Source organism: Myceligenerans pegani (assembly GCF_014892515.1).
Classification (GTDB): domain Bacteria; phylum Actinomycetota; class Actinomycetes; order Actinomycetales; family Cellulomonadaceae; genus Myceligenerans; species Myceligenerans pegani.
The window spans coordinates 96,068-121,158 of the sequence record NZ_JADBGR010000068.1; the positions used below are offsets into that span (position 1 = coordinate 96,068).

A 25,091-nucleotide genomic window follows, 5' to 3' on the forward strand; every position below is an offset into this window, starting at 1 on the left:
ATCAGTCTGTCTGGTCTGGTCTGGTCTGGTCAACAGTTCCATGCAGGCTCCTCCTCGGATCGAGATCCGCGAACGGACGGATCACTGCCCGATCCCACTCCGGCAACCGCACGACGCGCCACTCCACGCTCGTCCGAGCCGCTCTGCGCTTGACATGGAGCACTCTCCTGCTCTTGGTGGGCCGCGGAGCCGGCTCGACCGGTGGACGCGCGTCGTCGGTCGCGCCGCGGAATGCGAGGATCTCGCCATGCACATCGCCGCCGACTCCCCCGCGAGCGCCGACGTCCGGGCCCTGCTGGACGAGCATCTCTCGGACATGCACGCGACGTCGCCGCCCGAGAGCGTGCACGCGCTCGACCACTCCGCGCTGCTCGCGCCGTCCATCACCTTCTGGACGGCGCGGGACGAGACGACGGGGGCGCTGCTGGGCTGCGTCGCGCTGAGCGAGCTCACCCCCGCGCACGGCGAGGTCAAGTCCATGCGGACGGCGCCCCCGGCCCGCGGCCGTGGTGTCGGGGCCGCGCTGGTGCGGCACGTCCTGGCCGAGGCCCGGTCGCGCGGCTACGCCCGGCTGAGCCTGGAGACCGGGACCCAGGACTTCTTCGCGCCCGCGCGGCGCCTCTACGCGCGGCACGGCTTCACGGAGTGCGGCCCCTTCGCGGGCTACGGTCCGGACCCGCACAGCACCTTCATGACGCTGGTGCTCTGACCCCGACCTTCCGTTCGTATCTGGAATCGTATATGTTCCTGGGGTAGGCGACGATCCGCGAGCCGACACCGGAGTCGAGCGAGAAGGACAACCCCATGCAGTTCCACCACCACGGATACGTGACGTCCGACCCGCGGATCCAGCCCGCGGCCGGCACCGGCGCCGACCGGCCGGACGACCTGCCCGACGAGGTCGACGTCCTCGTCGTGGGCAGCGGCCCGGCCGGCATGATCGCCGCGGCGCAGCTCGCGCAGTTCCCCGAGATCACCACCCGGATCGTGGAGCGGCGCGGGAGCCGCCTCGAGATGGGCCAGGCCGACGGCATCCAGGCGCGCAGCGTCGAGACCTTCCAGGCGTTCGGCTTCGCCGAGCGGATCACCGCCGAGGCGTACCGCATCACCGAGATGGCGTTCTGGAAGCCGGATCCCGTCCGCCCGGAGAACATCGTGCGCACCGCCCGCGTGCCCGACGACCCGCACGGCATCACGGAGTTCCCCCACCTCATCGTGAACCAGGCGCGCGTCCTGGACTACTTCGCCGAGGTCGCGGCCCGCGCCCCCGCCCGCGTCGCGCCCGATTTCGGCTGGGAATTCGTGGACCTCGCGGTGGCCGACGACGCCGCCCCGCCCACGACCGCCGTCGGCCCCGGCCACCCCGTGACCGTCCGGCTCCGCCGCACCGCCGGTCCCGACGCCGGCACGGAGCGCACCGTCCGCGCGACGTTCGTCCTCGGGGCCGACGGCGCCCGCAGCGCGGTCCGGGAGTCGATCGGGCGCGAACTCACCGGCGACCAGGCCAACCACGCGTGGGGCGTGATCGACGTCCTCGCGGTGACCGACTTCCCCGACGTGCGCACCAAGTGCGCCATCCAGTCGCACGACGGCGGCAGCATCCTGCTCATCCCCCGCGAGGGCGGGTTCCTGTGCCGGTGGTACGTCGATCTCGGCGAGGTGTCCGACGACGACGCCCACGCCGTGCGATCCACCCCCGTCGCCGAGATCGTGGAGCACGCGAACCGCATCCTGCACCCCTACACGCTCGACGTGAAGGACGTGCCCTGGCACAGCGTCTACGAGGTGGGCCACCGCCTCACGGACAAGTTCGACGACGTGCCCGCCGAGCTCACCGGCACCCGTACGCCGCGCGTGTTCATCGCGGGCGACGCCTGCCACACCCACAGCGCGAAGGCCGGGCAGGGCATGAACGTGTCGATGCAGGACGGCTGGAACATCGCGTGGAAGCTCGGGCACGTGCTGACCGGGCGGGCGCCCGCCTCCCTGCTCGACACCTACTCGGCCGAGCGGCAGGTGGTGGCGCGCAACCTCATCGAGTTCGACCGCGAGTGGTCCACCCTCATGGCGACGAGGCCCGAGGACCTGCCCGATCCGTCGGTCCTCGAGGACTTCTACGTGCAGACCACGGAGTTCCTCTTCGGGTTCCGCACCGAGTACGGCGAGTCGATGATCGTGGGGCCGGCCACGCACCAGGGCCTGGCCAAGGGCTTCCCGCTCGGGAAGCGGTTCAAGTCCGCGCCCGTGACCCGGGTCGCCGACGGCAACCCCGTGCACCTGGGACACCACGCCCGCGCCGACGGCAGGTGGCGGATCTACGCGTTCGCGGACGACGGCACGGCCGGCGCCGGCGGAACGAGCGCCCCGGGGCTCGAGCGCTGGGCGCGGTGGCTGGCGACGTCGCCGGAGTCCCCCGTCGTGCGGTACACGCCCGAGGGCGCGGACCCGGACGCGGTGATCGAGGCCAAGGTGATCTACCAGCGCGACCACACCCGGGTGGAGGTGGGCGACGTGCCCGGCGCGTTCCTGCCGCGCGTGGGGCCGTTCGGGCTCGTCGACCACGAGAAGGCGTACGCCGCCGACCCGGCCGACGACATCTTCACCGCACGCGGCATCGACCGCGCCGGTGCCGTCGTCGTGGTCCGGCCCGATCAGTACGTCGCGGCGGTCCTCCCGCTCGACGCGACGGCGGACCTGGCCGGGTTCTTCGACCGCGTCCTGCTGCCGCCGGCCCCGGTCACGTCGTGAAGGCGGTCAGCCGCACCACCAGTTCGTCGCCGTCCTCCCTCAGGACGTCCACGTCGAGGTAGTGGGCGTCGCCGGCCTCCTGGGTCAGGTCGACCTGCACGCAGGCGATCGCCTCGACGCAGGGCTCGGCGGCGAGCTCGGGAGCGCCCGGGAGGTCCGCCAGCCAGGCGTCGAGAGCCTCGCGGGACGTGCGGATCTCGCCGCCGACGTACCAGTCCTGGAAGCCGCCGAGCTCGCAGGGCCCGCCCGTGGAGCCCTCGGGCAGCGCCTCCCGGCCCACCGCTGTCGCGATCTCCACGCAGTCCACGTGCTCCGGACGCCCGGCGTCGGCGAACCACCAGCCGGCCAGGGCGAGCAGTGCCCCGTAGAGCACGATCACGACCGCGACGACGATGCCGGCGATCAGCAGCCACAGGTGCCAGCCCCGCAGCCTCCTGGACGACGAGGTCTCACCGGGCGTCTCGGCGGCGGGCGTCGCGGACTCGGGGGTCGCGCTCTCGGTCGGCACGGTCGTCCTCCCTGGCTCGTCGGCGGGCATGCGCGTGGGCGGGCCCCATCATGCCGCGCCGGACGCCCAGAAGCCAGAAATCACCCGAATCCCCCGGTCGGTCCCGGCCTGCCGCCGAGCGATCACTCGTGCCGCGCCGCGGGGCGATCGGAGGGCTCCCGGGGGCGGCGGGCCGCCAGGGGGATCTCCCAGCGGTAGCGGAGGGAGAGCATCCGCAGCGCGAACACGAGGACCGCGATCCCCGGTCCGGTGCCCGCGTTCGTCCAGCCGAGCGACGCGGCGGCGCTCGTCAGGCCGGCGCCGAGCAGCGCCGCGATGGCGTACAGGCCGCGCGGGTGGAAGAGCTGCGGGTCCTCGTTGGCCACGACGTCGCGGATCACGCCGCCGCCGACGGCACTGATCATCCCGAGGATCGCGGCCGCCACGGGGTTGAGGCCTGCCTCCAGCGCGATGTGGGTGCCGCTGATGCAGAACAGCGCCATCCCGGCCGCGTCGAACGCGGTGAGGGCGTTGCGGTAGCGGTGCTCGCTGGCGGCGAACCGGTACACGAGCACGGTGGCGAGCACGGGCGGCAGGAGGTAGACGGGCGACGCGAACGCGTGCGGCACCCCCTGGCCGATGACGAGGTCGCGCAGGATCCCGCCGCCGAGGCCCACGCAGGTGCCGAGCATCAGCGAGCCGACGACGTCGAACCGCCGCCGGGCCGCCAGCAGCGAACCCGACATCGCGAAGAAGAAGACCCCCGCCAGGTCCATGGCGAGCTGTACCCAGGTCACCGCCGCTCTCCTCTCGGCCCTCTCGGCCCTCTCAACCCTCTCAGCACTCGAACGGCCGGCATCCACGGCCCCCACGATGCTAGGCGCCACGTCTCCGCGGCAGAACCCCGCGGCGGTGTCACGCTCGTCACCCGCCGCGCCGGTACGGCCGAGGCCGGGCAGATCGGCGCGGCCGGGCGAGCGGGACGTACGTAATTCACCCAATGGTGAGCCCCGCGCAGCATCCCTAGCCTTTCACTGACCGGCCAGTCACCTTTCCACCGGTGGCTGCCCGGCGGTCGTGGCCGTACCGCGGTGCGGCCGGCACAGTCCGGGTCCATACCTGCGAGGGAGCAATCCATGCGCGCCAAACCCCGAACCCGCGCGGTCGTCACCGTCGTCACCGCGCTGTCCGCCGTCGCGCTCGCCACCACCGGCGCCGTGGCCGCCGTCAGCTCCGCCGGGAGCGCGATCGACGCCGACGGCGAGACCGGGCTCGCGGCCGCCCAGCTCGTCTGGTCCGACGAGTTCGACGGCGCCGCCGGGTCCGCCCCGGACCCCGCCAACTGGAACCACGAGACCGGTGGCGGCGGCTGGGGCAACAACGAGCTCCAGGTCTACACGAACAGCCGCGCCAACTCGGCGCTGGACGGCAACGGCAATCTCGTCATCACCGCCCGCCAGGAGGGCGGCGGCTACACCTCGGCCCGCATGACCACCAAGGACAAGGTGGAGCCGCGCTACGGCCGCGTCGAGGCGCGCATCCAGATCCCCCGCGGTCAGGGCATCTGGCCTGCCTTCTGGATGCTGGGCGCGCAGTTCCCCGACACGCCGTGGCCGAACTCGGGTGAGATCGACATCATGGAGAACGTCGGCTACGAGCCGCACATCGTCCACGGCACCCTCCACGGCCCCGGCTACTCCGGTGGGGGCGGCGTCGGCGGCGCCTACCAGCACCCGCAGGGCTGGTCCTTCGCCGACACGTTCCACACGTTCGCCATCGACTGGTCCCCCGACCGGATCTCCTGGTCCGTCGACGGCAACACGTACATGACGCGCACGCCCGCGGACGTGCCCGGGACCTGGGTCTACAACCAGCCCTTCTTCATGATCCTCAACGTGGCCGTCGGCGGGAACTGGCCCGGCTACCCGGACGGGACCACCCAGTTCCCGCAGCAGATGCGCGTCGACTACGTGCGCGTCTACGACACCGCGGACGGCGGCGGTGGCGGCGGGACCGGCACGGTGACCGCGAGCAACGGCATGTGCCTCGACGTGGCGTGGGCCGACACCGCGAACGGCACACCCATCCAGCTCGCGCACTGCAACGGCAACGCCGCGCAGTCGTGGACGTTCGCCGCGGACGGCTCCGTGCGCGCGCTCGGCAAGTGCCTCGACGTGGCCGGCGGCGGCACCGCCCCGGGCACGCGGGTCCAGCTCTGGGACTGCAACGGCACCGGCGCGCAGCAGTGGGCCCGCGACGGCGGCGCCCTGCGCAACCCGCAGTCGAACCTGTGCCTGCAGCCCGTCGGCCGGGTGCAGAACGACGGCACGCACACGGAGATCGCCGGCTGCGACGGCAGCGCCGTCCAGTCCTGGACCACTCCCTGACCAGCCGCGCGTCTCTCACCCGGTCGGGTGCCCGGAAGGCCTACGATCGCGCACGTGGACCTTGTGGACCGCGTCGCGCCAGCGACCAATGTGCTCCGGCCGCGCCCCGGGCGGCATCGCCCCGCCCGGGGCGCGGTCGCCGCCGCGCTCGCCGCCCTCCTCGCGTGCGCCGCGTGCACCGGGACGCCCGGTTCCACGACCCCGGAGGGCTCCGCGGCGACGGGCTCGCCCGGGGCGCCGGGAGCCTCCGCGCCTGGGCCGTCGTCGCCCGGCACGTACGAGCGCGGGACGCAGCGCCACGAGAAGCCGGCGCGGTTCACGATCGTCGCCGCGGGAGACGTCCTGCCGCACGGCCCGCTGAACGACAGCGCGACGCGGGACGGCACCGTCGACTACACCCCGCTCCTGGCCGGGCTCGACCCGTGGGTGCGCCGGGCCGACCTGGCACTGTGCCATCTGGAGGCGCCGGTCGCTCCCCCGGGCACCACGCCGACGGGATACCCGGCCTTCGGAGCGCCGAAGCAGCTGATCAGGGACCTCGCGGAGCAGGGGTGGGACGGCTGCTCGACGGCGTCGAACCACTCGATGGACCGCGGCGTCGACGGCGTCGCCGCGACCCTGGCGGCCCTCGACAAGGCCGGCCTGGGCCACGCCGGTACCGCCCGTGAGCCGGAGGAGCGCACCCCGCAGCGCTACACGCTCGACCGCGCCGGGCGCTCGCTCACGGTCGCGCACCTGTCGGCCACGTACGGGCTCAACGGGTTCACGGTGCCGGAGGACCAGCCGTGGACGGTCGACCTGCTGGACGCGAAGCGCGTGATCCGCGAGGCGGCCGCGGCGCGCGCGGACGGCGCCGAACTCGTGGTCGTGAGCATGCACGCCGGCACGGAGTACGTCGCCGAGCCCACCGATGAGCAGAAGGCGTTCGCGCGCAAACTGGCGGCCTCGCGAAAGGTCGACCTGGTCATCGGGCACCACGCCCACATCCCCCAGCGCTTCGCACGGCTCGACGGCGGGCCCGGCGGCTCCGGGATGTGGGTGGCCTACGGCCTCGGGAACATGATCTCCAACCAGAGCGCGGAGTGCTGCGACGCGCGCACCACGAACGGCGTCCTGCTGACGGCGACCGTGACCCAGCCGGCGCCGGGCGCGGCCGCGCGCGTCACCGACGTCACGTGGACGGCCACCACGGTCGACCGGGCGGCGGGCCACCGGCTGCGGGCGCTCGTCGACGCGATCGACGACCCGGGCGCGGGGACCCTCTCCGTGACCGAGCTCCGTCACCGCAGGGACGCGGTCCGCGATGCCGTCGGCGACGCCGCCCCGGAGCGCACCGCGCCGCCCACGCCGACGGGCGGGGAGCCCCGCGTCTCGCGCTGACCCCTTTGCCGGGCATGGGCGACATTCCTTCGCATAAATCGCGTTAACATCTTTTATGTGGAATGAATGCCGCAAAGAGAGTGCGGCACAATTCCTTCGGCGTGCGTTTCCCCCGGGGCGTGTCAAACTCGCCTTTAAAAGCGAGATACGGATATCTGAAACCGGGGGTGGAAGATCATGGAAAAGCGCACCGAAACTCCCTCGCGGACCGCGCTCCCGCAGCTCGCCAAGATCCCGCTGTCGCGCCGGGGCGCCCTCGTTCTCGGCACTGCCGCGTCACTGGTCGTCGCGCACCCCCCGCAGGGTGCCGTCGCGGCCGGGTCGGGCGGCCAGGGCCTGGCCGCCGCCGACCGGTTCGACGACCTGCGGGGACGATGGCTGAACTTCCTCGTCGGCGGCGTGGGACTCGGTGTCGACTCCCCCGCCGTCGCCGACCGGAACCGCCGCCTGTCCGAGTACGCCGCGTGGGCCTACGACAACTCCGACCGCTTCCCGGACCCCGGCGACAGCATCTGGCCCGACCTGCCCCTGGGCGGCCCGGCGAACCTCACCACCACGTTCCGCCGGGTCCTCAAGATCGCCACCGCCTGGGCGACCCCCGGCACCGGTCAGCACGAGGACGACGCCGTCCGGCGGACGCTGCTCAGGTGGTACCGCTACCTGACGGAGCACTGGTACCACGCCGGTGCCGAACCGGCCGGGAACTGGTGGTTCTGGGAGATCGGCATCCCTCGTGTGCTCGGCGACCTCACGCTGATCCTCCAGGACCGCCTCCGGCAGCAGGACCTCGACCGGACGCTGGCCGCCATCCGCTCCTTCACCCCCGACCCGAACCGGATCGAGGCGAGCGGCGGCCCGGCCACGGGCGCGAACCGCGCCGACAAGGTGCTCAGCTGCCTGCTGCGCGGCATCGCCGGCCAGTCGGCCGACGACATGGCCCTCGCCCGCGACGCCCTCCTGGACACCCCCGGTGGCGGGGAGCACAGCCTGCTCTCCTACGCCACGTCCGGGGACGGCTTCTACGCCGACGGCTCCTACATCCACCACCTCGCCCTCCCGTACGCGGGCACCTACGGCAAGGCCGCGCTGGCCGCCGTCGCGCCGGCCGTGATGCTCCTGAACGGCACGCGGTGGAGCATCTCGGCCCGGTCCATGCGGCCGGTCCTGGAGAGCCCGCTGCTGACGTTCGCGCCGTTCATCTGGAACGGTCGCATGATGGAGACCGTGCGCGGCCGCGCCGTGGCCCGCGAGCACGAACGCGACTACCGGGACGCCTGGGGCACGGCGGAGGCCGTCATGCTGCTCGCCGAACACGTGGACGAGCCCTACCGGACCCGCTACCGGGAGCTCGCGAAGGGCTGGCTCGCGCGCTGCGCCGAGGAGTACAAGCCCACCACCGTGTCCGACCTGCGGCGTGCGGAGGAGCTCCTGGCCGACGACACCGTCGCGGCCGCGCCGGAACGTCCCGGGCACGTGCAGTTCGGCGTCCAGGAGCGGATGGTGCACCGCGGCCCGGGCTGGGCGTTCACCGTGGCGACGTCGTCGGACCGCATCGGCCGGTACGGCTGGGGCAACGGCGAGAACCGGTACGGCTGGCACCAGGGCGACGGCGCGTCGTACCTGTACCTCGACAACGACCAGGGGCAGTTCGCGGACGACTACTGGCCCACCGTCGACCCGTACCGGCTGCCCGGCACCACCGCCTCGCTCGCCGAGCGCGCGCCCGGCCCGGACTCCGGCACGCCCGTCCCGCCGGCGCCGAACCGCTGGGGCGGCGGCGTCGCCCTGTCGCGCCGCTGGGGCACCACCGGCATGGATCTGGTCAACGAGCTCGGCGACGTGCGCGGCAAGAAGTCGTGGTTCCTGCTCGACGACTCCGTCGTGGCGGTCGGCTCCGGCATCGTCGTCACGGGCCCCGGCGCCGAGACCACCGTCGAGAACCGGTCGTTCCCCGCGGGTGCCACGCCCGGTTTCGTCGTGGACGGGAGACCCGTCGGCTTCGGCGACCGCCGGAACCTGAACGCTCCCCGGTGGGCGCACCTGGACGGCGTCGCGGGCTACGTCTTCCTCGGCACCTACGCGGCGCGGGCCTCGGTCGCGGAGCGCACCGGCTCGTGGCACGACATCAACTCCGGCGGCGACACCGCCGGCTCCCGCACGCCCCGCACCCGCACCTACGCCACGCTGTCGCTGACGCATCCGAGCGGCACCGGCGGGGACACCTACGGGTACCTGATCCTGCCGGGGGCCTCGGCGTCGCACACCCGCGCACACGCGGAGAGCGGCGCCACGCAGGTGCTCCGCAAGGACCCGCGCGCCCACGTGGTCCGTGCCAGCCGCGGCCGTCGCTGGTACCTCTTCGCCCACCTGTTCGAGGGGGTCGACGACGGCCTGGTGCGCGCCGACGGCCCCTGCGCGGTCGTCGCCACGGGGACCGACGACGTCGCCCGTATCGCCGTGTCCGACCCGACGAAGTCGGACGCCCGCCTCTCGATCCGGCTCGTGCTCGGCGGCTGGTACCCCGCACTCGCCCGGGCCGACAGCAGGCTCACGGTCCGCGCCGGTCAGATCGTCGAGATCGAGGCGAACCTCCGCGGCGCCCGCGGGGCGTCCGCCGAGGCCGTGCTGACGACCTGAGCCCGGCGCCTTGTACGGTGCACCCATGCGACTGGCCGTGCTCGACATCGGATCCAACACCGGGCATCTCCTCGTGGTCGACGCCCACGGCGGGGCCGCCCCGCTGCCGGCGTCCTCGTACAAGGAGCCTCTGCGACTCGCGGAGCATCTCGACGAGGCGGGCGCCGTCACGCCGTCGGGCATCGACGCGCTGGCCGCGTTCACCGCGGAGTCGATGCGCATCGCCGAGGACCGCGGCTGCGCGGACCTGCTGGCGTTCGCGACGTCGGCGGTGCGCGACGCCGTGAACGCCGACGAGGTGCTCGACACCGTCGCCGAGCGCACCGGCACGCGGATCGAGGTGCTGCGGGGCGAGGACGAGGCGCGGCTGACGTTCCTCGCCGCACGCCGCTGGTTCGGCTGGTCGGCCGGGCGGCTGGCCGTGTTCGACATCGGCGGCGGGTCGCTCGAGATCGCCGCCGGCAAGGACGAGCTGCCCGACGTGGCCTGGTCGCTCCCCCTCGGCGCGGCCCGCCTGGCCCGCTCCCTGGAGGAGGCGAGCGGCGAGGGGGAACTGCGGGAGCTGCGCCGCAGGATCCGCGTCGACATCGCGCACGACGCCGGCAACCTGCTGCGCCAGGGTCATCCGGACCGGTCCGTGGCGACCTCCAAGACGTTCCGCTCCCTGGCGCGCATCTGCGGCGCGGCGCCCGCGGCGGAGGGGCCGCTCGCCCGCCGGGTCCTCCCGCTGGACGGTCTGCGCGAGTGGATCCCGAAGCTGGTCGGGATGACGCACAAGCAACTCGGCACGCTGCCGGGGGTGTCTCCCCGCCGCGCCCACCAGATCGTGCCGGGCGCGCTCGTCGCGGAGGCGTGCATGGACATCTTCGACCTGTCCGAGCTGGAGATCTGCCCGTGGGCGCTGCGCGAGGGCGTCATCCTCCAGCGGCTGGACACGATGCCCCACCTCGGCGCCGGGTGATCCGCGAGCCCTACCGGGCGAGCCGGCGGGCCTGCGCGTGCAGGCGCTCGGTCATCGCGGTGATCCAGCCGACGACGGCGGCACGCTGGTGCTCGTCGAACGCGTCGACCAGGGACGACGACGCGCGCTCCAGGGTCGCGACCGCGTCGGCGAGAACGGGGTCGCCCGGCGCTCCGGCGACCGAGATCAGCACGCGGCGCCCGTCCGTCGGGCACGGCTCCCGGCGCACGTGGCCGCCTTCGACCAGCCGATTCACCAGCCCCGTGACCGCCCCGGCGGTGAGCCCGGTCTGCCGGGCGAGCTCGCTCGCGGCCAGCGGGCCGCACCGTTCGATCACGCTCAGGGCCCTGTGGTCACCCGCGGACAGGCCACGCCGGACGCCGATCGCCTCGTGGAACAGCACGAAGGCGTCGGCCAGGTCGGACGCGAGGCGGGCGGGATCTGCCTGGTTCACGCCCTTCACCCTACGGGCGACGGCGGCCCGGGCGGGGCCGGTACTACCTACTGGCGCAAAGCCGTCACCACGATGAAGGCGGTCGACGTCACGCCGATGAGCAGGCACATCAGCGCCAGGAGGCCGAGCATCGCGGCGCCCGGCATCACCGGCTCCGACGGCTGCGAGCCCGCGGCGCGCAGCCGGGCGTCGAGCCTGCGGAAGCGGAGCGTGCCGATCCGCAGCAGGACCAGTCCGCCCACGAGCGCCACCAGGGGCAGCAGCAGGCCGAACACCGGATGGCTCTGGCCCAGGTAGCGCGCCGCGATGACGGTCCCGGCCGTGACCGCCAGGACGGTGCGCCGCCAGGACAGCTCCGCGCGCTCGGGCTGGAGTCCGGCGTCCCACGGCCCGCTCATGACGCGGGCCCGACGATCAGCGCGGCGCCGATCAGCACGGCCACGACGAACAGGCCGATCGCGGCCGGCAGCGCGGTGAACGGCGACGGCAGGGGGCGCTGGTGGCGCAGCGCCTGCTCGGTGCGCATCCAGCCGAACCACGCCTCCCAGACCAGGGCGATCCCCGTGGCGACGAGGATCAGGGACGCGATCAGGCGCAGTGTCGGATCCAGCGGCGTGGCCAGCGCCTCGAGCGCCACCGCGCCGGCGATGAACGCCAGCGCCGTGCGGATCCACGCGAGGAAGGTGCGCTCGTTGGCCAGCGAGAACCGCACGTCGGGCTCGTCGCCGTAGCGGTAGATGCGCCGGGGCAGGCGGCGGTCGGGCTTCACGGGACGTCCTTTCCGCCCGGGGTGACCAGCCCCGTCTCGTAGGCGAGCACGATCAGTGCCGCGCGGTCCCGGGCGTCGAGCTTGGCCAGCAGGCGCGACACGTACGTGCGCGCGGTGGCGGGTGACAGGTACAGCTCGCGGGCGATCTCGTCGTTCGTCAGTCCGCGCCCCACCTGCTCCAGCACCTCGCGCTCGCGCCGGGTCAGGCTCGCGACGCGCGCGGCCAGCCGCTCGTCCGCCGCGCCCGGCGAGTCGGCGACCGCGCGCATGACCGTGGCGGTCACGGCCGGTGACAACAGCGAGTCCCCGTCCGCCACGGTGCGGATCGCGGCCCGCAGCTCCGGCGGCGTCACGTCCTTGAGCAGGTAGCCCGACGCGCCCGCCCGGATCGCCGCGAACACGTGGTCGTCCTCGTCGAACGTCGTCAGCACGAGCACCCGCACGCCGTCCAGCTCCGGGTCGGCGACGATCTCGCGCGTGGCCGCGATGCCGTCGAGCTGCGGCATCCGCACGTCCATGAGCACGACGTCGGGCCGCAGCGACCGCACGAGCCGCAGGCCGGTGCGCCCGGCGGACGCCTCGCCCACCACCTCGATGTCGCCGTCGAGCTCCGCCAGCGGGCGCAGCCCGGCGCGCACGAGCTCCTGGTCGTCGACCAGCACGATCCGGATCATGGGTCCAGTGTCGCCGGTAGCTCGGCCACGACGGCGAACCCGCCGGCCGGTGCGTCGCCCGCGCGGAGGGTGCCACCGAGCAGATGGGCGCGCTCGCGCATCCCCGAGATCCCGGAACCCTCCGACGCCGCGCCCGCGCCGGCGCCGTCGTCGGACACCTCGATCCTCAGCCGGCCGCCGGCCGGGCTGCCGTCGTCGCGCGGACCGCTCGACCCGCCCGCCGCGTCGAGACGGCCCGGCGCGCCCGGCTCCGCGACCGTCACGGCGACACGCGCCCGCCGCGCGCCCGAATGCCGCAGCACGTTCGTGAGCGCCTCGGTCACGATCCGGGAGGCCGCGGCGTCCACCGCGGCGTCGATCGATCCGGGCGGCACGTCCACGTCGACGACGACGTCGAGCCCGGTGGAGCGCGCCGGGGCGACCAGGGCGTCGATCCCGGCCAGGCCGATCACGCCCGTCGTCGGCATCGTGTCGCCGCCGCGCAGCACCTTCACCGTGGCGCGCAGTTCGTGCAGTGTGTCCGACGCCGCGGACCGCACGCGCTCCAGCGCGCCGCGTGCGGCGTCGTCGTCCCGCCCGACCGCCTCGGCGGCGACGTTCGCGTGCAGCGCGACGACGGACAGGTTGTGCCCGACGGCGTCGTGCAGGTCGCGTGCGATCCGCAGGCGCTCGGCCTGCATCCGCCGCTCGGCGGCGCGTGCCTCCTGCGCGGCCGTGAGCGCGCGGATCTGTGCGGCGCGTTCCCGGGCCTCCCGCCCGAGCCGGACGGCGACCCCGAGCGCGACGGCGGCGGCGACGAGGGCCACGTTCGTGAGGAAGTCGTACACCGTCAGGTAGGCACTCGGTTCGGAGCCCGTGACCCGGAAGTACGTCGCGACGGCCAGGAGGACGACGCCGGCCGCGACCGCCCACCCCGTGCGGCGCAGCTCCGCCGCCGAGTACAGGGCGGCCACGGCGGGAAGCGCCATGCCGATCGGGACGAACCCGAGCGTGTAGTAGGCGAAGATCCCGAGCACGGTCAGCACCAGCATGAGGCGCGGGGCGCGCCGGCGCAGCAGCACGAGCGCCCCCAGCCCGGCCGCGAACGCGTAGGCGCCCGGCTCGGCGCTGCCCGCGTTCTCGGTGGCGGCCGCGATGACCACCGCGACGACGAGCGCCATCGCGAGCGCGAGCACGACGTCGGCCACCCATGCGCTGGGCCGCCCGCCACCGGCCGCGGCCTCGGCTGCGCTGTCTCCGGACACGCCCCCAGCGTAGGCGGAGGTGACCGTCGCCCGGGGGCGACAGCCGGCGTCGCCCGACGGCGGGGCCGGGAGACGCTTCGGGGCCGATGTGGCGGAGGCGGCCGGCGGGCGATCGTCGGGACATGACTTCCTACGACACACCTCAGCCCCAGCAGCCGGCCCGGCCGCAGCAGCCCGGGCGGATCCAGTGGCCGCTGATCGGCGGCCTCGCGTGCCTGGCGCTGCTGTGGCCGCTGACCGCGCTCACGGGCCTCGGCTCCGGCGCGCCGCGCGCGCTGGCGATCGTGGGGATCACCGGCGCCGTGTGGATCGGCGTGGTCGGGTTCGGCCGCGTCGCCCGCCCGGTGCTGACCCTCACCCTGACCGGCCTCGCCTTCGGCGTGCTCACCATCCTGCTGTCGCTCGTGTTCGCGGGGATCGACGGCGCCGGGCCGGGCGGCGCCGCGTGGACCGCCCTGCCTGCGCTCGCCATGGACGCGTTCTGGGGTTTCCTGGCCGGGCTGATCGCGCTGGGCATCCAGAGGGCCCGCGGGGACGCACGATGACGCGCGGCCGCGCCGTCCTCGCGGGCCTCACGTCGCTCGGCCTCGCACTGGCCGCGTCCGGATGCGGCGCTCTCGGCGGCTCCGCGACCCCCGTACGCGCCGTGGAGTTCGGCACCGAGCTCGCGATCCCGCCGCTCGCGGAGTCGACCGTCGTCGGCGGCGTGCGCACGTTCGAGCTCACCGCACGTCCCGGCACGCGCGAGTTCCTGCCCGGCGTCACCACGCCCACCTGGGGGTTCGACGGCCCGTACCTCGGCCCCACCCTGCGGGCCGAGCGTGGCGAGCGCGTCGCGGTCCGCGTCACCAACGAGCTCGACGAGACCACGAGCGTGCACTGGCACGGCATGCACCTGCCCCCGGCGATGGACGGCGGGCCGCACCAGCCGATCGCTCCGGGCGACACGTGGGAACCCACCTGGGAGATCGACCAGCCCGCGGCCACCCTCTGGTACCACCCGCACCCGCACGGCGCGACGGAGGAGCACGTCTACCGCGGCCTGGCGGGCCTGTTCCTCCTGGACGACGACGCCTCCCGCGCCGCCGACCTGCCGTCGCGGTACGGGGTCGACGACGTGCCCGTCGTCGTGCAGGACAAGGTGTTCGACGACGACGGCCGCCTGGAGCTGCGGCACGACGGCGGCGAGCCCGGAACGCTCGGCGACACCGTCATGACCAACGGGACCGTGGGCGCGTACCACGAGGTGACGACCGAGCGGGTGCGTCTGCGGCTGCTCAACGGCTCCACGGCGCGCACCTACTCCTTCGGCTTCGAGGATCGCTCCTTCGACCTGGTCGCGACCGACGGCGGATTGCTCGACGCGCCCGTGCGACTCGACGAGGTGCGCCTCGCGCCGGGTGAGCGGGCGGAGATCGTCGTCGCGTTCGAGCCCGGCGACGTTACGCGGCTGCGGTCCACCGAACCGGACCTCGGCGGCGTGGCGGCCTCGTTCGCGATGGGCGGCAACGACGCGTTCGACGTCCTGGAACTGCGGGCCGCGGACGATCTCGCGCCGTCGCCCGCCCCGGCGTGGGGACCGTCGTCCCATGCCGGCGAGGACGAACTGCGGGCCGAGGACGCGACCATGGGCCGGTCGTTCGAGCTGGCCGACCGCATGATCAACGGCGAGCGCATGGACATGTCGCGGATCGACGAGGTCGTCACGGTCGGCGACACGGAGGTGTGGGAGGTGCGGAACGCCCACCCGGTGCCGCACAGCTTCCACGTGCACGACGTGCAGTTCCGCATCCTGACGATCGACGGGCGGGAGCCGCCGCCCGGGCTCGCCGGGCCGAAGGACACGGTCTACCTCGAGCCGCGCAGGACGTACCGCCTCCTGATGCGGTTCGAGGACTACACCGACACGGAGATGCCGTACATGTACCACTGCCACATGCTGCTGCACGAGGACGAGGGGATGATGGGGCAGTTCCTCGTGGTGGAGCCGGGCGAAACCGCCTCTGACCACGTAGGACACTGAGCGACACTTGGCATCATTTTTCGGCCTTGCTCGGCCTCTCGTGTAACGCGTGTGTAACCGGCCGTCATAGCCCTGCGGGCCTGTGACCCGGCCATGTGTCCGGCCTCGGTGTCCCTGTCCTCCGTCGTCCGTTGGCGCGGGGCACGTCTCGGACATCGGTTCTGCCGGCAGGGCAACCCGTCCCGCCGTGACGTGCTCGACGGCGGGTGACTGGTCAACGTGGCGGGACGGGTTGCCCTGCCGGCGGGTTCGGTGTCAGGGTCCCGGTGAAGCCAACGGACGACGGAGGACAGGGACACCGTCCCTCGATCCTCTTGACTCCAGCAGGTGCCCGCCGGAGGCATCACGAAAGGCGACCTCGAACGCGTCGGGGTCGCCTTTGTCGTGTGGGCCGACGGTCTGGAGCGGACGGGTCGCCCGGACCGGGGGTGGGTCGGGTGTAGCCGCTACTCGTAAGGCCCTTCGACTGCAAGCGGGAAGCCGGACGGTAACACTGCGACCAGGCAGGCATGGTGTGCCCAGATGGTTTGGGTCGCCATGCTGTGGGTCCAGGACATGTCAAGGCGGAGGTGCCTCGGGTCGTCGGTAGTCGGTTCGCCACAGAAGGCGCAGAGGTACTCGTCGCTGTTGCTCACTGGCTGATGGTCTTACCTTGCGGATACTTCTGTCGCTCGCGCGGCAGCTCGACCCTGGGTCCGGTCCTTGGCGGCGTGGCCGGTAGGCCGTCAGGGGTGCGCGGTGGGGTGCGCGCAGGGCCGAAGGCCCGGAGCGCGGGGTCCCCGGAGCGCGGGGCCCCTGCCGGCCGGACGGCCCGCGCGCCGCCAGGCGCGCCTTGATCTCTTAGAGGTCAATTCGGCAGTGCCGCCCAGGTCAGACGCGCAAGAGGTCAGATCTGGGAATACGGCAGGATGGCAGCATGTGGGAACCGGACCAGGCACCGCGACTCGCGCGACGCTGCCTGAAAGACCTCGGGCGGCGCTGGCAACACGTGGAAGGCGTGGGTCGGCTGGCGGATCAGCTCGTCGCAGACGTGGGGCTTCCTGAAGACGTCCGTGCGGCAGCGTGGCTGCATGACATCGGCTATGCGCCGGATCTCGCGCTTACCGGTTTTCACCCACTTGACGGCGCGGTCTACCTCAGCGAATGCGGTGCTCCCGAGGAAGTCGTTGGGCTCGTCGCATGGCACACGGGCGCGGTATGGGAAGCCTCCGAGCGCGGGCTCTCGGACAGGTTGGCGAGGATGCCCGAACCTTCAGAGAAGTGGCTTGATGTGGTCACGCTGATTGACCTGGTGACAGGTCCAGATGGGGTCGCGACGACTCCCGACAGGCGCGTCGCGGAGATCCTTGGTCGCTACGACTCGTCCCATCCGGTGCATCGCGCCGTGAAGTTCTCCGGCCCGGAGCTGCTGGCGTCCGCTGCTCGTGCTCGTGCGGCGCTCGGTCTATCCGATGAATGGCCGCTCGGCTCCACTGAGCGCATGTCAGAAGCGGCTGGCCCCTCACCTGCACGCGGCGGTGCGGGGTGCGATCCCTCGGGCCACGATCAAGGCGGTTGCCGCCGGGACCTACTTCGCGGCCTGGTGGCCGCCGGTGGACGTGGAGGTGTACTCGCCCGGAGCGCACCCGCCGGGCCGTCGACGAGATGTTTCGTGTAACCCGTGTGGAACGCAAGCCCGATGGGGACACGAACGAGCAGGTCAGAGCCGCGTAATGGTATGTCCCACTGCCACATGCTGCTGCACGAGGACGAGGGGATGATGGGGCAGTTCCTGGTCGTGGAGCCGGGCGACGCCGGGAGGCCGGCCGTGACCGCGCCGCGCGGCCACGGCCACTGACCGGCGGATGTGTGCCACGTCACGCGGCGCGACGGTCACATCCGTGGGGTCCTGCGGCGTCGTCGGGGCAACGAAGCAGAGACCGAGCATGGGAGAAGCATCATGAGCACGAGGACCGAGGTGGTCGTGATCGGTGCCGGGTACTCCGGCGTTCTCGCCGCCAACCGGCTGACGCAGCGGGACGACGTCGACGTCACCCTCGTCAACCCGCGCGCCGAGTTCGTCGAGCGCATCCGCCTGCACCAGCTCGTCGCCGGGACCCACGACGCCGTCGTCGACCTCGCGGACGTCCTCGCCCCGCGGGTACGCCTGGTCGTCGACGCCGTGGAGCGCATCGACGTCCCCGGGCGGGCGCTGGATCTGGCGTCGGGCGGGCGGATCGGCTACGACCGGCTCGTCTACGCGGTCGGCAGCCGGGCCGCCACGCCGGAGGTTCCGGGGGCCGCCGAGCACGCGCACCCGATCGCGACCGTGGAGGACGCGCGCCGGCTGCGCTCGCTCCTCCACGGCGCCACGCCGGGAGCCCCGGTCGTCGTGGTCGGCGCGGGCCCGACCGGTGTCGAGACGGCCGCCGAGCTCGGCGAGCAGGGGCACGCCGTGACGCTGGTCTGCGGCAAGACCGTCGGGCCGTACCTGCACCCGCGGGTGCGGGACGTCGTGACCGACCGCCTCGACGGGTTCGGCGTGACCGTGCTCCAGGGTCCCGGAGCCACGGTGCGCGAGGTGACACCAGGCGGTGTCCACCTGGCCGACGGGCGGGACCTGACGAGCGCCCTGACGATCTGGACCGCGGGGTTCGGCGTGCCGGACCTCGCGCGGCGCAGCGGGCTGACCACGGACGACGTCGGGCGGCTGATCACGGACGAGACCCTGACCAGCGTGGACGACGACCGGATCGTGGCGGCCGGCGACTCCGCCGCGCCCTCGGGTACGCCCTTCCGGATGAGCTGCCAGGCGGCGCTGCCGCTCGGCGCGATCGCCGCGGACACGGTGCTGGCCCGGCTCGCCGGACGCGCGCCGCGGACGGCGAACGTCGTGTTCGCGGGGCAGTGCCTGAGCCTCGGCCGCACCGCCGGGCTGTTCCAGCTCGCGAGCCTCGACGACCGGTCCACCCGCAGGTTCCTCGGCGGCGGTCGGGCCGGCGCGTGGCTCAAGGAGTTCGTGTGCGCGTCCACGGTCAAGGAGCTCAGGCACGAGGCGCGCAGGCCCGGGCAGTCGAAGCTGCACCGGCTGGTCACCAAGGACGTGCGCAGCCGGTACCTGAGCCCGCGCGCCGAGGCGGGCCTGGTTTCCTGACAGGGACGGGCGGTCACCTCGACTCGAGCACCGCCCGGGCCGCGTTGTGGCCGCCCAGGCCGGAGACGGCGCCGCCGCGGCGGGCGCCCGAGCCGCACAGCAGGACGGCCGGGTGGTCCGTGGCCACGCCCCAGCGGTCCGCCGGGGCCGTGAGGTCGGCGCGGTCGTCGGCCCACGGCCAGGCGAGGTCGCCGTGGAAGATGTGTCCGCCCGGCATGTTCAGGTCCGCCTCGATGTCCTGGGGGATCTTCGCCTCGATGCAGGGCCTCCCGTCCGCGTCGCGGGCGACGACGGAGGCGATCGGATCGATCAGGTGCTCGTCCAGGGACGCGATCGCGCGGGCCACCGCTTCGGCCTTGCGCTCCGCCCGGGTGGCGGGGTCGTCGAACAGGGTGGCCGGCAGGTGCAGGCCGAAATAGGTGAGGGTGTGGGTGCCCTCGGGCACGTCGCCGAGGATCGTCGGGTCGGTCAGGGAGTGGCAGTACACCTCGCCGGGCATGCGGATGGGCACCTGCCCGGCCGCGGCCTGGGCGTAGGCGGTCTCCAGTTCGTCGTAGCCCTCGCCGAGGTGGAGGGTCCCGGCGAACGCGGTCCGCGGGTCGGCACCGGACCGGAGCCGGGGCAGCCGGTCCAGCAGGAGGTTCACCTTGAGCTGCGCCCCGACGGGCCGGGCCGCCGGGTCCGGCGTCTCGCCGAGCAGGCCCGCCAGCACCCAGGGCGCCACGTTCGCGAGCACGAACCGCGTCCGCAGCGTCCGCCCCGCGACCCGCACCTCGGCGCCGCCGTCCTCGGGGCGGATCGCCGTGACCTCGGCATCGGTCACCAGCACCGCTCCCGCCGCCGTGGCGGCCGTGGCCAGGGCTTCCGTGACCGCGCCCATGCCGCCCACCGGCACCTGCCACTCCCCCGTGCCGTTCCCGATCAGGTGGTAGAGGAAGCAGCGGTTCTGCACCAGCGAGCCGGCACGCAGGCTCGCGAACGTCCCGATGAGCGCGTCGGTCGCGACGACACCGCGCACCGTGTCGTCGGCGAACCGCCGCTCCACCGCCTCGCCCAGGGGACGCTCCACCAGGTCCCGCCAGATCCGGGCGTCCACCCGCGCGCGCAGCTCGCCCTCCCGGGGCAGCGGCGCGGTGAGGGTGGGCGCGACCACGCCGGCCAGGTCACCGACCGCCGCGTAGAACGCCCGCCACGCCTCGTACTCGGCGTCGGACCCGGTCACGGAACGGAACGAGGCGGCTGTCGCGGCGCCCTCCGGGCGCTCCACCAGAAGGCCGCCGGGCACGCCGTCGCGCATCACGGGCGTGTACGACGCCGTGACGCGCGGCGCCAGCCGCAGGTCGAGGCCGAGGTCGCGGACCACCTGGTCGGGCAGCAGGGAGACGAGGTACGAGTAGCGCGACAGCCGGGTGGGACGGCCGGGGAACGCCCGGGCGGAGACCGCGGCGCCGCCGGTGTGGTCGAGGCGTTCGAGCACCGCCACGGACAGGCCGGCGCGCGCCAGGTACGCGGCGGCGGTGAGGCCGTTGTGCCCGCCGCCGACGATGACGACGTCGTACTCGGAAGTGCTGACAGAGCTAGTCATATCGTCATTGTCGCGTATCACGGTCGTGGCTTGTCTCACGTGGATTCTGCGTGTACGCCATACTCATTACGTCAAAAATAATGATTGTCGCGCGTTGAGACTGTGAAGCCCCTGAATCATTCCGCGCGCCTAACGTGATATTCGGCGGCGCAGTGTTAATTGCCGTCGTTCCGATACACGAAGGAGATGCATCATGGATATCCTCTCGGGTCTCATCGATGCGATCATGGCCCTGCTCAACAGCCTGGGCCTGGGTCTGCCGCTGCCCGAGCTGCCGGGCCTCCCGCTCCCGGAGCTACCGGGCCTCCCGCTGCCGGAGCCGCCGCTGCCGCTCTGATCCATACCGGCGTCTCCACAGGCGTCGTAGGAAGACAGCGCCCCCGCGGGTGGTCACCCGCGGGGGCGCTGCGCTATTCGCGAGAAGCTCGAGATCAGCTCTCCGGCGGCGTCGTCATGCAGCCGTGCGCCGAGGCCTCGGCGTGACCGATCGTGATGTCGGCCAGACCGTCCAGCTTGACCACGACGGCGGTCACCGCGAGACCGATACCGGTCTCGGTCGGCACCTGCTTGTTGACCGTGATCTCACCACCGGGGATCTGGATCGAGACGTTCGGGTCGTCCACGAGAATGGTCTCGTTGCCGATCCGCAGCGTCAGGTCGACGTCACCCGACACCTTCTCGCACGAGGCCGTGGCGGTCGCCGTCAGGTCCTCGACGACGATCGCCGGCACGCCGAGCAGGTTGACCGAGGCTTCCTCGATCGTGGTCTCGGAGACCACCGTGCCCGCCGCGGTGTCGACGGTCACGCTCGGGCAGAGGACGCCGGCGTCGAGCAGGCTCGACTCCACCGACGCCGTGCAGCCCGCGTCCGCGACCAGGTCCTCGGACGTGGAGACCTCACCGGTGTCCGGCTGGGCCGGCAGAACGACCGCCCCGAGCAGGTCCACGGCAGCGCCGTAGGCCTGGCCGCTGTAGTAGGCGGCCTCCGCCGTGGCGTCGGTCTGGGCGGCCTGCGCCGTTGCCGGCACCGCGGCCCCTGCGACGAGCAGTGCCACGGCCGGCACCAGCTTGATCATTCGCATTCGATATTCCTCCCCATGGAGTTGCTTCCTGCGGACATGCGTCGTGGCGAACCGGGCTTGGGGGGAAACTGGGCAACACATCTTCGCCATGCACACCGCGACTGCCCCACTATCTTCTGACGCGTCATGTTTTTCGCGTATCGCCCGCATGAGTGGACAAACGTCGACACGCGTTGTTGCTGACCTATCCATTCACCGACGCTGGAACGACCATTGCCGCCGCAGCGATCAGGTTTTTCGCCCGGCGGCACCTCCCTCGCCAGGGGGCGCCGCCCGGTAGGTTGACCGCATGAACTTCGACGGCAGAGTGGCTCTCGTGACCGGCGCGGCCCATGGCATCGGCGCCGCGACCGCCCGGCGCCTGCACGACGACGGCGCGACGGTCGTCCTCGCCGACCGCGACGCGGACGCCGCGGGGGCCCTGGCCGGCGATCTCGGCCCGCGGGCCCGCGCGACCGCCTGCGACATCCACGACCGCGAGTCGGTGGACGCCGCCGTCGGCACCGCGCGGGCCGCCTTCGGCCGCCTCGACCTCCTCGTCACGGTCGCCGGCGGATCGATCCCGACGCCAGATCCGGAGCAGCTCACCGACGAGACATGGGAACAGCTCGTCGACCTCAATCTCACCGGCACGATGCGGTGCGTCCGCGCCGCGCTGCCGTCGCTGCGCGAGTCCCCGCGGCCCGCCGTCGTCATGGTCTCCTCGGTGAACGGCCTCGCGGCGTTCGGCGACGAGCCCTACTCGGCCGCCAAGGCGGGCCTGTCGGTTCTCGCGAAGAACTACGCCGTCCGGTACGGCCCGGACGGCATCCGCTTCAACGTGGTCGCGCCGGGCACCGTCCGCACCCGGGTCTGGGACAGCCAGGACGGGGCGCTCGAGCGCCTCACGCCCTTCTATCCCCTCGGCCGCGTCGGGGAACCCGAGGATATCGCGGCCGCCGTCGCCTTCCTCGCGTCGGACGACGCCGCCTGGATCACCGGCGTCACGCTCCCCGTCGACGGCGGCATCCTCGCGGGCCCGCTCCGGACGATGTTCCCGGAGCGGTGATCACCTCCGCTCGAACCGCACGGTCTTGTTGTCGGGGTCGTAGTCGTAGGAGCCGGTGAAGCCCCAATTGATCCAGCCGCCGTCGCCCTTGTTCTTCACGGTCCCCTCGTCCAGGGCGATGACGTCCATGCCATCCACCGTCGCCAGGTGCTCCCACCCCGTGGCGGCCCGGAACGAGAAGTTCTCGAAGTCCTTGACCACGAGGATGTTCTTGTCGGGGAACGCCTTGGAGTACTCGTCCAGCAGTGAATGGACCCGCTCGGCCCGGTCACCCGGCACGTCGCCGTCGTAATTCGTACCGGGGTAGGTGCCCTCGGTGTATTTCGGCGTCTCGTTGGAGTAGTACTCCGCGCCGAGATCGTGCTCGGAATCCGCGTTCGCCGTGGGCGGGTCGGAGAAGTCGTCGGAATAGTAGCCGTCGGGCTGCTCGAAGTCCTCGGCCCGGCACTGCGGCGCGGGCGACGTCTTCTGCTTGTTGCCGTCGACGTCGGTCACCTCGAACGAGGATTCCTTCAGGATCTTCTCCTCCTCGATCTCGGTGAACTCGAGCTTGAACAGGTCCAGGCCCTGCCAGGAGAGCCCGCCCTCGCCGCCCTCGGTGACCTTGCTCGCGTCGTACTCCAGCTCGCGGACGTTCGCGTGGTCCTCCGCGGCCTCGTAGAACTCCCCGCCGTCGGAGTCGTTCCCGTCGATCTCGACGTCGTCCTTGATCAGCCGTCCGTCGTCGTCCCGCGGGAAGACCTCGTCGATCTTCGGGCCGAGCTTCTCGCGCAGCTCGGGGTACTGGTTGAAGTCGATGATCAGCTGGCGCGTGGAGATCGTGCCCTCCTCCTCGGACTTCTTGTACCCGGCGCCCACGGAGAACCCGTACGGCAGCGCGACCTCGACGTCGATGCCGGCGTTGTACAACGTCCGCATCACCTGCTCGTCCATGGTGATGATCAGCTTGGAGAGCTTGCCCTCCTTGTCCCAGGCGACCGTCGTGCTCGTGGTGCCCTTCCACTCCATGCCCACCTTGCCCTTGCCGCCGGCACCGCCGCTGCTGGTGGTCTTGTCGCCGTTCTTGGTGAACGGCTGCTTGCCGCCGAGCTTGGCACCGATGAGGAACCCGCCGATGTCCGACGACGTGTAGGTGGCCGTCTGGCTCCCGTCGGAGAACAGCCGCTCCTCGACCTGGATCTCGCCCTCGTAGCCGCCCTCGACGCTGCCCTTCAGGCTGAACTGCCCGGCCTCGCCCTTCATGCTCAGGCCGCCCTTGAACTTGACCTTCCTGGTGTCGCTCTCGGCCTCGGCCAGTTCGTGGTGCTCCGGCTCCTGCTGGGCGAGCTCGTCGGCGCGCTCCTCGTCGCTGTGATCGCAGTGCACGGCGGGGATGGTGCCCGACGTCCAGCAGTACGGCCGGTTGCCGTTCACGCTGTTGTACCTCTTGTACCAGTCGATCCACTCCTGGGCCTTGCCCATGTCGGTGAACTCGTAGGTCTTGTCCTTCGAGTAGCCCGTGATACCCGCGACGTCGAAGCTCACGGGCGAGCCGCCGACGCCGTCGCCGCTTACGCCCGTGCCGAACTCCACCCCGCGCAGGATATGGATGCGGATGCGCCCGTCGCCCAGCTTCTCGATCAGCGTGCCGTTGCTGCCGCCCCAGCGGAAGAAAAGAAACGAGATCTTGGTCTCGTCCACCCGGCCGGTGGCCTCCACGACGCACGGGGGCTCCATCGACTTGTACGTCTCCGCGACGCAGTTGGCCAGCAGGCCCGACGCGCCCGCGCGCTCCCGCTCCGTGGCCGCGTTCTCGTACTTCTCCCACTCCTCCTCGCACCCCTTGGGCACCGGCCACTCCCGGCAGCCCACCTGCACCTTCGGCGGCGCGTCCGGATCGACCCCGTCACTGGCGGGCACCGCGTTCACGCAGTTCTCGTCGTTGGGGTCGTCGCTCGGCCCGCCGCGGCCGTCGGTCACGCAGTCGACGAAGTCCTGGATCTCGTCCGCCCGGTAGACCCGCTCGTCCTCCGCGCGATCCAGCCAGCCATCCGGCAGGTGCAGGAACAGGCAGCTGAAGGGCACCGGCTGCCATTCGCAGCCGATCTGCACGACGGACGACGTCCAGCCCTCGGTGACGTCGACCCGGTCGAAGGTGACGTCCTGCTCGCAGTCACCCTCGGGAGGGCTGTACTCGTCGCCGGGGCCGTCCTCCTCCCCGGGCGCGCCGGGCCCGCCGCCCGCCGCCGCGCCGCAGTCGTCCTGCCCGTTCTCCTTCACGATCGGGGACACGGCGCAGATCAACTGCTCGCTCACGTCGGCTCCGACGGGCGTGGCCGCGGCGAACACGATCCCCACGATCAGCAGCACCAGCCCGATCACGCCGACGTACTCCGGCAGCGCCTGCCCCGCGTCGCCGCGGCCTGTTCTGGTCACGACCCCCACGCTAGGGATCGTCCCCGCAGGTCACGACGGCCCAGCGACTCATCCTGGGGCCCAT

General features: G+C 72.6%; 23 protein-coding genes. 13 read left to right on the forward strand and 10 right to left on the reverse strand.

All coding sequences use genetic code 11. The features are described from left to right. Positions 1-247: 247 nt before the first annotated feature. The gene (locus IIE03_RS08680; protein WP_192862350.1) at positions 248-709 is read left to right on the forward strand and encodes a GNAT family N-acetyltransferase; all 462 of its coding nucleotides are present in this window, start codon (positions 248-250) and stop codon (positions 707-709) included. Positions 710-804: 95 nt separating this feature from the next. Continuing rightward, positions 805-2,748 (forward strand): FAD-binding monooxygenase, encoded by a 1,944-nt coding sequence (locus IIE03_RS08685; RefSeq protein ID WP_192862351.1) that lies wholly within the window; start codon positions 805-807, stop codon positions 2,746-2,748. On the opposite strand, the gene IIE03_RS08690 is transcribed toward IIE03_RS08685, so the two are convergent. Both IIE03_RS08690 and IIE03_RS08695 read right to left on the reverse strand, forming a co-directional pair. Beyond that, on the reverse strand, positions 2,738-3,256 hold the full coding sequence (locus IIE03_RS08690; protein WP_192862352.1) for a hypothetical protein: 519 nt from the start codon (positions 3,254-3,256) through the stop codon (positions 2,738-2,740). The genes IIE03_RS08685 and IIE03_RS08690 overlap by 11 nt on opposite strands. A gap of 122 nt (positions 3,257-3,378) precedes the next feature. Then, positions 3,379-4,032 (reverse strand): trimeric intracellular cation channel family protein, encoded by a 654-nt coding sequence (locus tag IIE03_RS08695; protein WP_318842881.1) that lies wholly within the window; start codon positions 4,030-4,032, stop codon positions 3,379-3,381. Positions 4,033-4,371: 339 nt separating this feature from the next. On the opposite strand from IIE03_RS08695, the gene IIE03_RS08700 reads away from it, so the two are divergent. The 4 genes from IIE03_RS08700 to IIE03_RS08715 all read left to right on the forward strand — a co-directional run bounded on the left by IIE03_RS08700 (position 4,372) and on the right by IIE03_RS08715 (position 10,600). Then, the gene (locus IIE03_RS08700) at positions 4,372-5,622 is read left to right on the forward strand and encodes a glycoside hydrolase family 16 protein (RefSeq protein ID WP_192862353.1); all 1,251 of its coding nucleotides are present in this window, start codon (positions 4,372-4,374) and stop codon (positions 5,620-5,622) included. Positions 5,623-5,676: 54 nt separating this feature from the next. Next, positions 5,677-7,002 (forward strand): CapA family protein, encoded by a 1,326-nt coding sequence (locus IIE03_RS08705; protein WP_318842882.1) that lies wholly within the window; start codon positions 5,677-5,679, stop codon positions 7,000-7,002. Positions 7,003-7,179: 177 nt separating this feature from the next. Continuing rightward, positions 7,180-9,639, forward strand: coding sequence for a polysaccharide lyase 8 family protein (locus IIE03_RS08710; RefSeq protein ID WP_192862354.1), 2,460 nt, complete (start codon positions 7,180-7,182; stop codon positions 9,637-9,639). A gap of 25 nt (positions 9,640-9,664) precedes the next feature. Next, the gene (locus IIE03_RS08715; RefSeq protein WP_192862355.1) at positions 9,665-10,600 is read left to right on the forward strand and encodes a Ppx/GppA family phosphatase; all 936 of its coding nucleotides are present in this window, start codon (positions 9,665-9,667) and stop codon (positions 10,598-10,600) included. Between the two features lie 10 nt (positions 10,601-10,610). Here the strand turns inward: IIE03_RS08715 and IIE03_RS08720 are convergent, their stop codons facing one another. Genes IIE03_RS08720 through IIE03_RS26685 form a run of 5 tightly spaced genes read right to left on the reverse strand, consistent with a single transcriptional unit; the run spans position 10,611 to position 13,741 of the window. Next, entirely contained in the window at positions 10,611-11,054 is a 444-nt protein-coding gene (locus IIE03_RS08720) for a MarR family winged helix-turn-helix transcriptional regulator (protein WP_192862356.1), read from the reverse strand. 47 nt (positions 11,055-11,101) lie between these two features. Further along, positions 11,102-11,452 (reverse strand): DUF202 domain-containing protein, encoded by a 351-nt coding sequence (locus IIE03_RS08725; RefSeq protein ID WP_192862357.1) that lies wholly within the window; start codon positions 11,450-11,452, stop codon positions 11,102-11,104. Further along, positions 11,449-11,823 carry a YidH family protein gene (locus tag IIE03_RS08730; RefSeq protein WP_192862358.1) on the reverse strand — a complete coding sequence of 125 codons (375 nt, stop codon included), beginning with the start codon at positions 11,821-11,823 and terminating at the stop codon, positions 11,449-11,451. Before IIE03_RS08730 ends, IIE03_RS08725 begins: the two co-directional genes overlap by 4 nt. Continuing rightward, positions 11,820-12,497 (reverse strand): response regulator, encoded by a 678-nt coding sequence (locus IIE03_RS08735; RefSeq protein WP_192862359.1) that lies wholly within the window; start codon positions 12,495-12,497, stop codon positions 11,820-11,822. Before IIE03_RS08735 ends, IIE03_RS08730 begins: the two co-directional genes overlap by 4 nt. Further along, entirely contained in the window at positions 12,494-13,741 is a 1,248-nt protein-coding gene (locus IIE03_RS26685) for a sensor histidine kinase (protein WP_318842883.1), read from the reverse strand. Before IIE03_RS26685 ends, IIE03_RS08735 begins: the two co-directional genes overlap by 4 nt. 122 nt (positions 13,742-13,863) lie before the next feature. On the opposite strand from IIE03_RS26685, the gene IIE03_RS08745 reads away from it, so the two are divergent. The 5 genes from IIE03_RS08745 to IIE03_RS08765 all read left to right on the forward strand — a co-directional run bounded on the left by IIE03_RS08745 (position 13,864) and on the right by IIE03_RS08765 (position 18,897). Beyond that, positions 13,864-14,286, forward strand: a complete 423-nt coding sequence (locus IIE03_RS08745) for a hypothetical protein (RefSeq protein WP_192862360.1) — start codon at positions 13,864-13,866, stop codon at positions 14,284-14,286. Then, positions 14,283-15,764: a multicopper oxidase family protein gene (locus IIE03_RS08750; RefSeq protein WP_192862361.1), complete on the forward strand. Its 1,482-nt coding sequence runs from the start codon at positions 14,283-14,285 to the stop codon at positions 15,762-15,764. Before IIE03_RS08745 ends, IIE03_RS08750 begins: the two co-directional genes overlap by 4 nt. A 916-nt stretch (positions 15,765-16,680) precedes the next feature. After that, on the forward strand, positions 16,681-17,421 hold the full coding sequence (locus IIE03_RS08755) for an HD domain-containing protein (protein WP_225997469.1): 741 nt from the start codon (positions 16,681-16,683) through the stop codon (positions 17,419-17,421). A gap of 60 nt (positions 17,422-17,481) precedes the next feature. After that, a complete protein-coding gene (locus tag IIE03_RS08760; RefSeq protein ID WP_225997470.1) occupies positions 17,482-17,601 on the forward strand; it encodes a multicopper oxidase domain-containing protein in 120 nt (39 codons plus the stop codon). Positions 17,602-17,703: 102 nt separating this feature from the next. Next, positions 17,704-18,897: an NAD(P)/FAD-dependent oxidoreductase gene (locus IIE03_RS08765; RefSeq protein ID WP_192862362.1), complete on the forward strand. Its 1,194-nt coding sequence runs from the start codon at positions 17,704-17,706 to the stop codon at positions 18,895-18,897. A 13-nt stretch (positions 18,898-18,910) separates the two neighbouring features. On the opposite strand, the gene IIE03_RS08770 is transcribed toward IIE03_RS08765, so the two are convergent. Beyond that, positions 18,911-20,482, reverse strand: a complete 1,572-nt coding sequence (locus IIE03_RS08770) for a phytoene desaturase family protein (RefSeq protein WP_192862363.1) — start codon at positions 20,480-20,482, stop codon at positions 18,911-18,913. 193 nt (positions 20,483-20,675) lie between these two features. Here IIE03_RS08770 and IIE03_RS08775 point away from each other — a divergent pair, with 193 nt between their 5' ends. After that, positions 20,676-20,819 (forward strand): hypothetical protein, encoded by a 144-nt coding sequence (locus IIE03_RS08775; protein WP_192862364.1) that lies wholly within the window; start codon positions 20,676-20,678, stop codon positions 20,817-20,819. A 94-nt stretch (positions 20,820-20,913) separates the two neighbouring features. Here the strand turns inward: IIE03_RS08775 and IIE03_RS08780 are convergent, their stop codons facing one another. After that, on the reverse strand, positions 20,914-21,564 hold the full coding sequence (locus IIE03_RS08780) for a choice-of-anchor P family protein (RefSeq protein WP_192862365.1): 651 nt from the start codon (positions 21,562-21,564) through the stop codon (positions 20,914-20,916). A gap of 289 nt (positions 21,565-21,853) precedes the next feature. On the opposite strand from IIE03_RS08780, the gene IIE03_RS08785 reads away from it, so the two are divergent. Beyond that, positions 21,854-22,612: an SDR family NAD(P)-dependent oxidoreductase gene (locus IIE03_RS08785; protein WP_192862366.1), complete on the forward strand. Its 759-nt coding sequence runs from the start codon at positions 21,854-21,856 to the stop codon at positions 22,610-22,612. Here the strand turns inward: IIE03_RS08785 and IIE03_RS08790 are convergent, their stop codons facing one another. After that, entirely contained in the window at positions 22,613-25,027 is a 2,415-nt protein-coding gene (locus IIE03_RS08790) for a hypothetical protein (protein WP_192862367.1), read from the reverse strand. It abuts the gene before it with no gap. Positions 25,028-25,091: the final 64 nt, after the last annotated feature.

Bases quoted from the DNA above. Each gene is read 5' to 3' on its own strand.
- IIE03_RS08745 (WP_192862360.1), top strand. From the start codon at position 13,864: ATGACTTCCTACGACACACCTCAGCCCCAGCAGCCGGCCCGGCCGCAG.
- IIE03_RS08775 (WP_192862364.1), top strand. From the start codon at position 20,676: ATGGATATCCTCTCGGGTCTCATCGATGCGATCATGGCCCTGCTCAAC.
- IIE03_RS08785 (WP_192862366.1), top strand. From the start codon at position 21,854: ATGAACTTCGACGGCAGAGTGGCTCTCGTGACCGGCGCGGCCCATGGC.
- IIE03_RS08735 (WP_192862359.1), bottom strand. From the start codon at position 12,497: ATGATCCGGATCGTGCTGGTCGACGACCAGGAGCTCGTGCGCGCCGGG.
- IIE03_RS08710 (WP_192862354.1), top strand. From the start codon at position 7,180: ATGGAAAAGCGCACCGAAACTCCCTCGCGGACCGCGCTCCCGCAGCTC.
- IIE03_RS08700 (WP_192862353.1), top strand. From the start codon at position 4,372: ATGCGCGCCAAACCCCGAACCCGCGCGGTCGTCACCGTCGTCACCGCG.
- IIE03_RS08725 (WP_192862357.1), bottom strand. From the start codon at position 11,452: ATGAGCGGGCCGTGGGACGCCGGACTCCAGCCCGAGCGCGCGGAGCTG.
- IIE03_RS08715 (WP_192862355.1), top strand. From the start codon at position 9,665: ATGCGACTGGCCGTGCTCGACATCGGATCCAACACCGGGCATCTCCTC.
- IIE03_RS08765 (WP_192862362.1), top strand. From the start codon at position 17,704: ATGAGCACGAGGACCGAGGTGGTCGTGATCGGTGCCGGGTACTCCGGC.
- IIE03_RS08750 (WP_192862361.1), top strand. From the start codon at position 14,283: ATGACGCGCGGCCGCGCCGTCCTCGCGGGCCTCACGTCGCTCGGCCTC.
- IIE03_RS08770 (WP_192862363.1), bottom strand. From the start codon at position 20,482: ATGACTAGCTCTGTCAGCACTTCCGAGTACGACGTCGTCATCGTCGGC.
- IIE03_RS08780 (WP_192862365.1), bottom strand. From the start codon at position 21,564: ATGCGAATGATCAAGCTGGTGCCGGCCGTGGCACTGCTCGTCGCAGGG.
- IIE03_RS08755 (WP_225997469.1), top strand. From the start codon at position 16,681: ATGTGGGAACCGGACCAGGCACCGCGACTCGCGCGACGCTGCCTGAAA.
- IIE03_RS08685 (WP_192862351.1), top strand. From the start codon at position 805: ATGCAGTTCCACCACCACGGATACGTGACGTCCGACCCGCGGATCCAG.
- IIE03_RS08760 (WP_225997470.1), top strand. From the start codon at position 17,482: ATGTCCCACTGCCACATGCTGCTGCACGAGGACGAGGGGATGATGGGG.
- IIE03_RS08680 (WP_192862350.1), top strand. From the start codon at position 248: ATGCACATCGCCGCCGACTCCCCCGCGAGCGCCGACGTCCGGGCCCTG.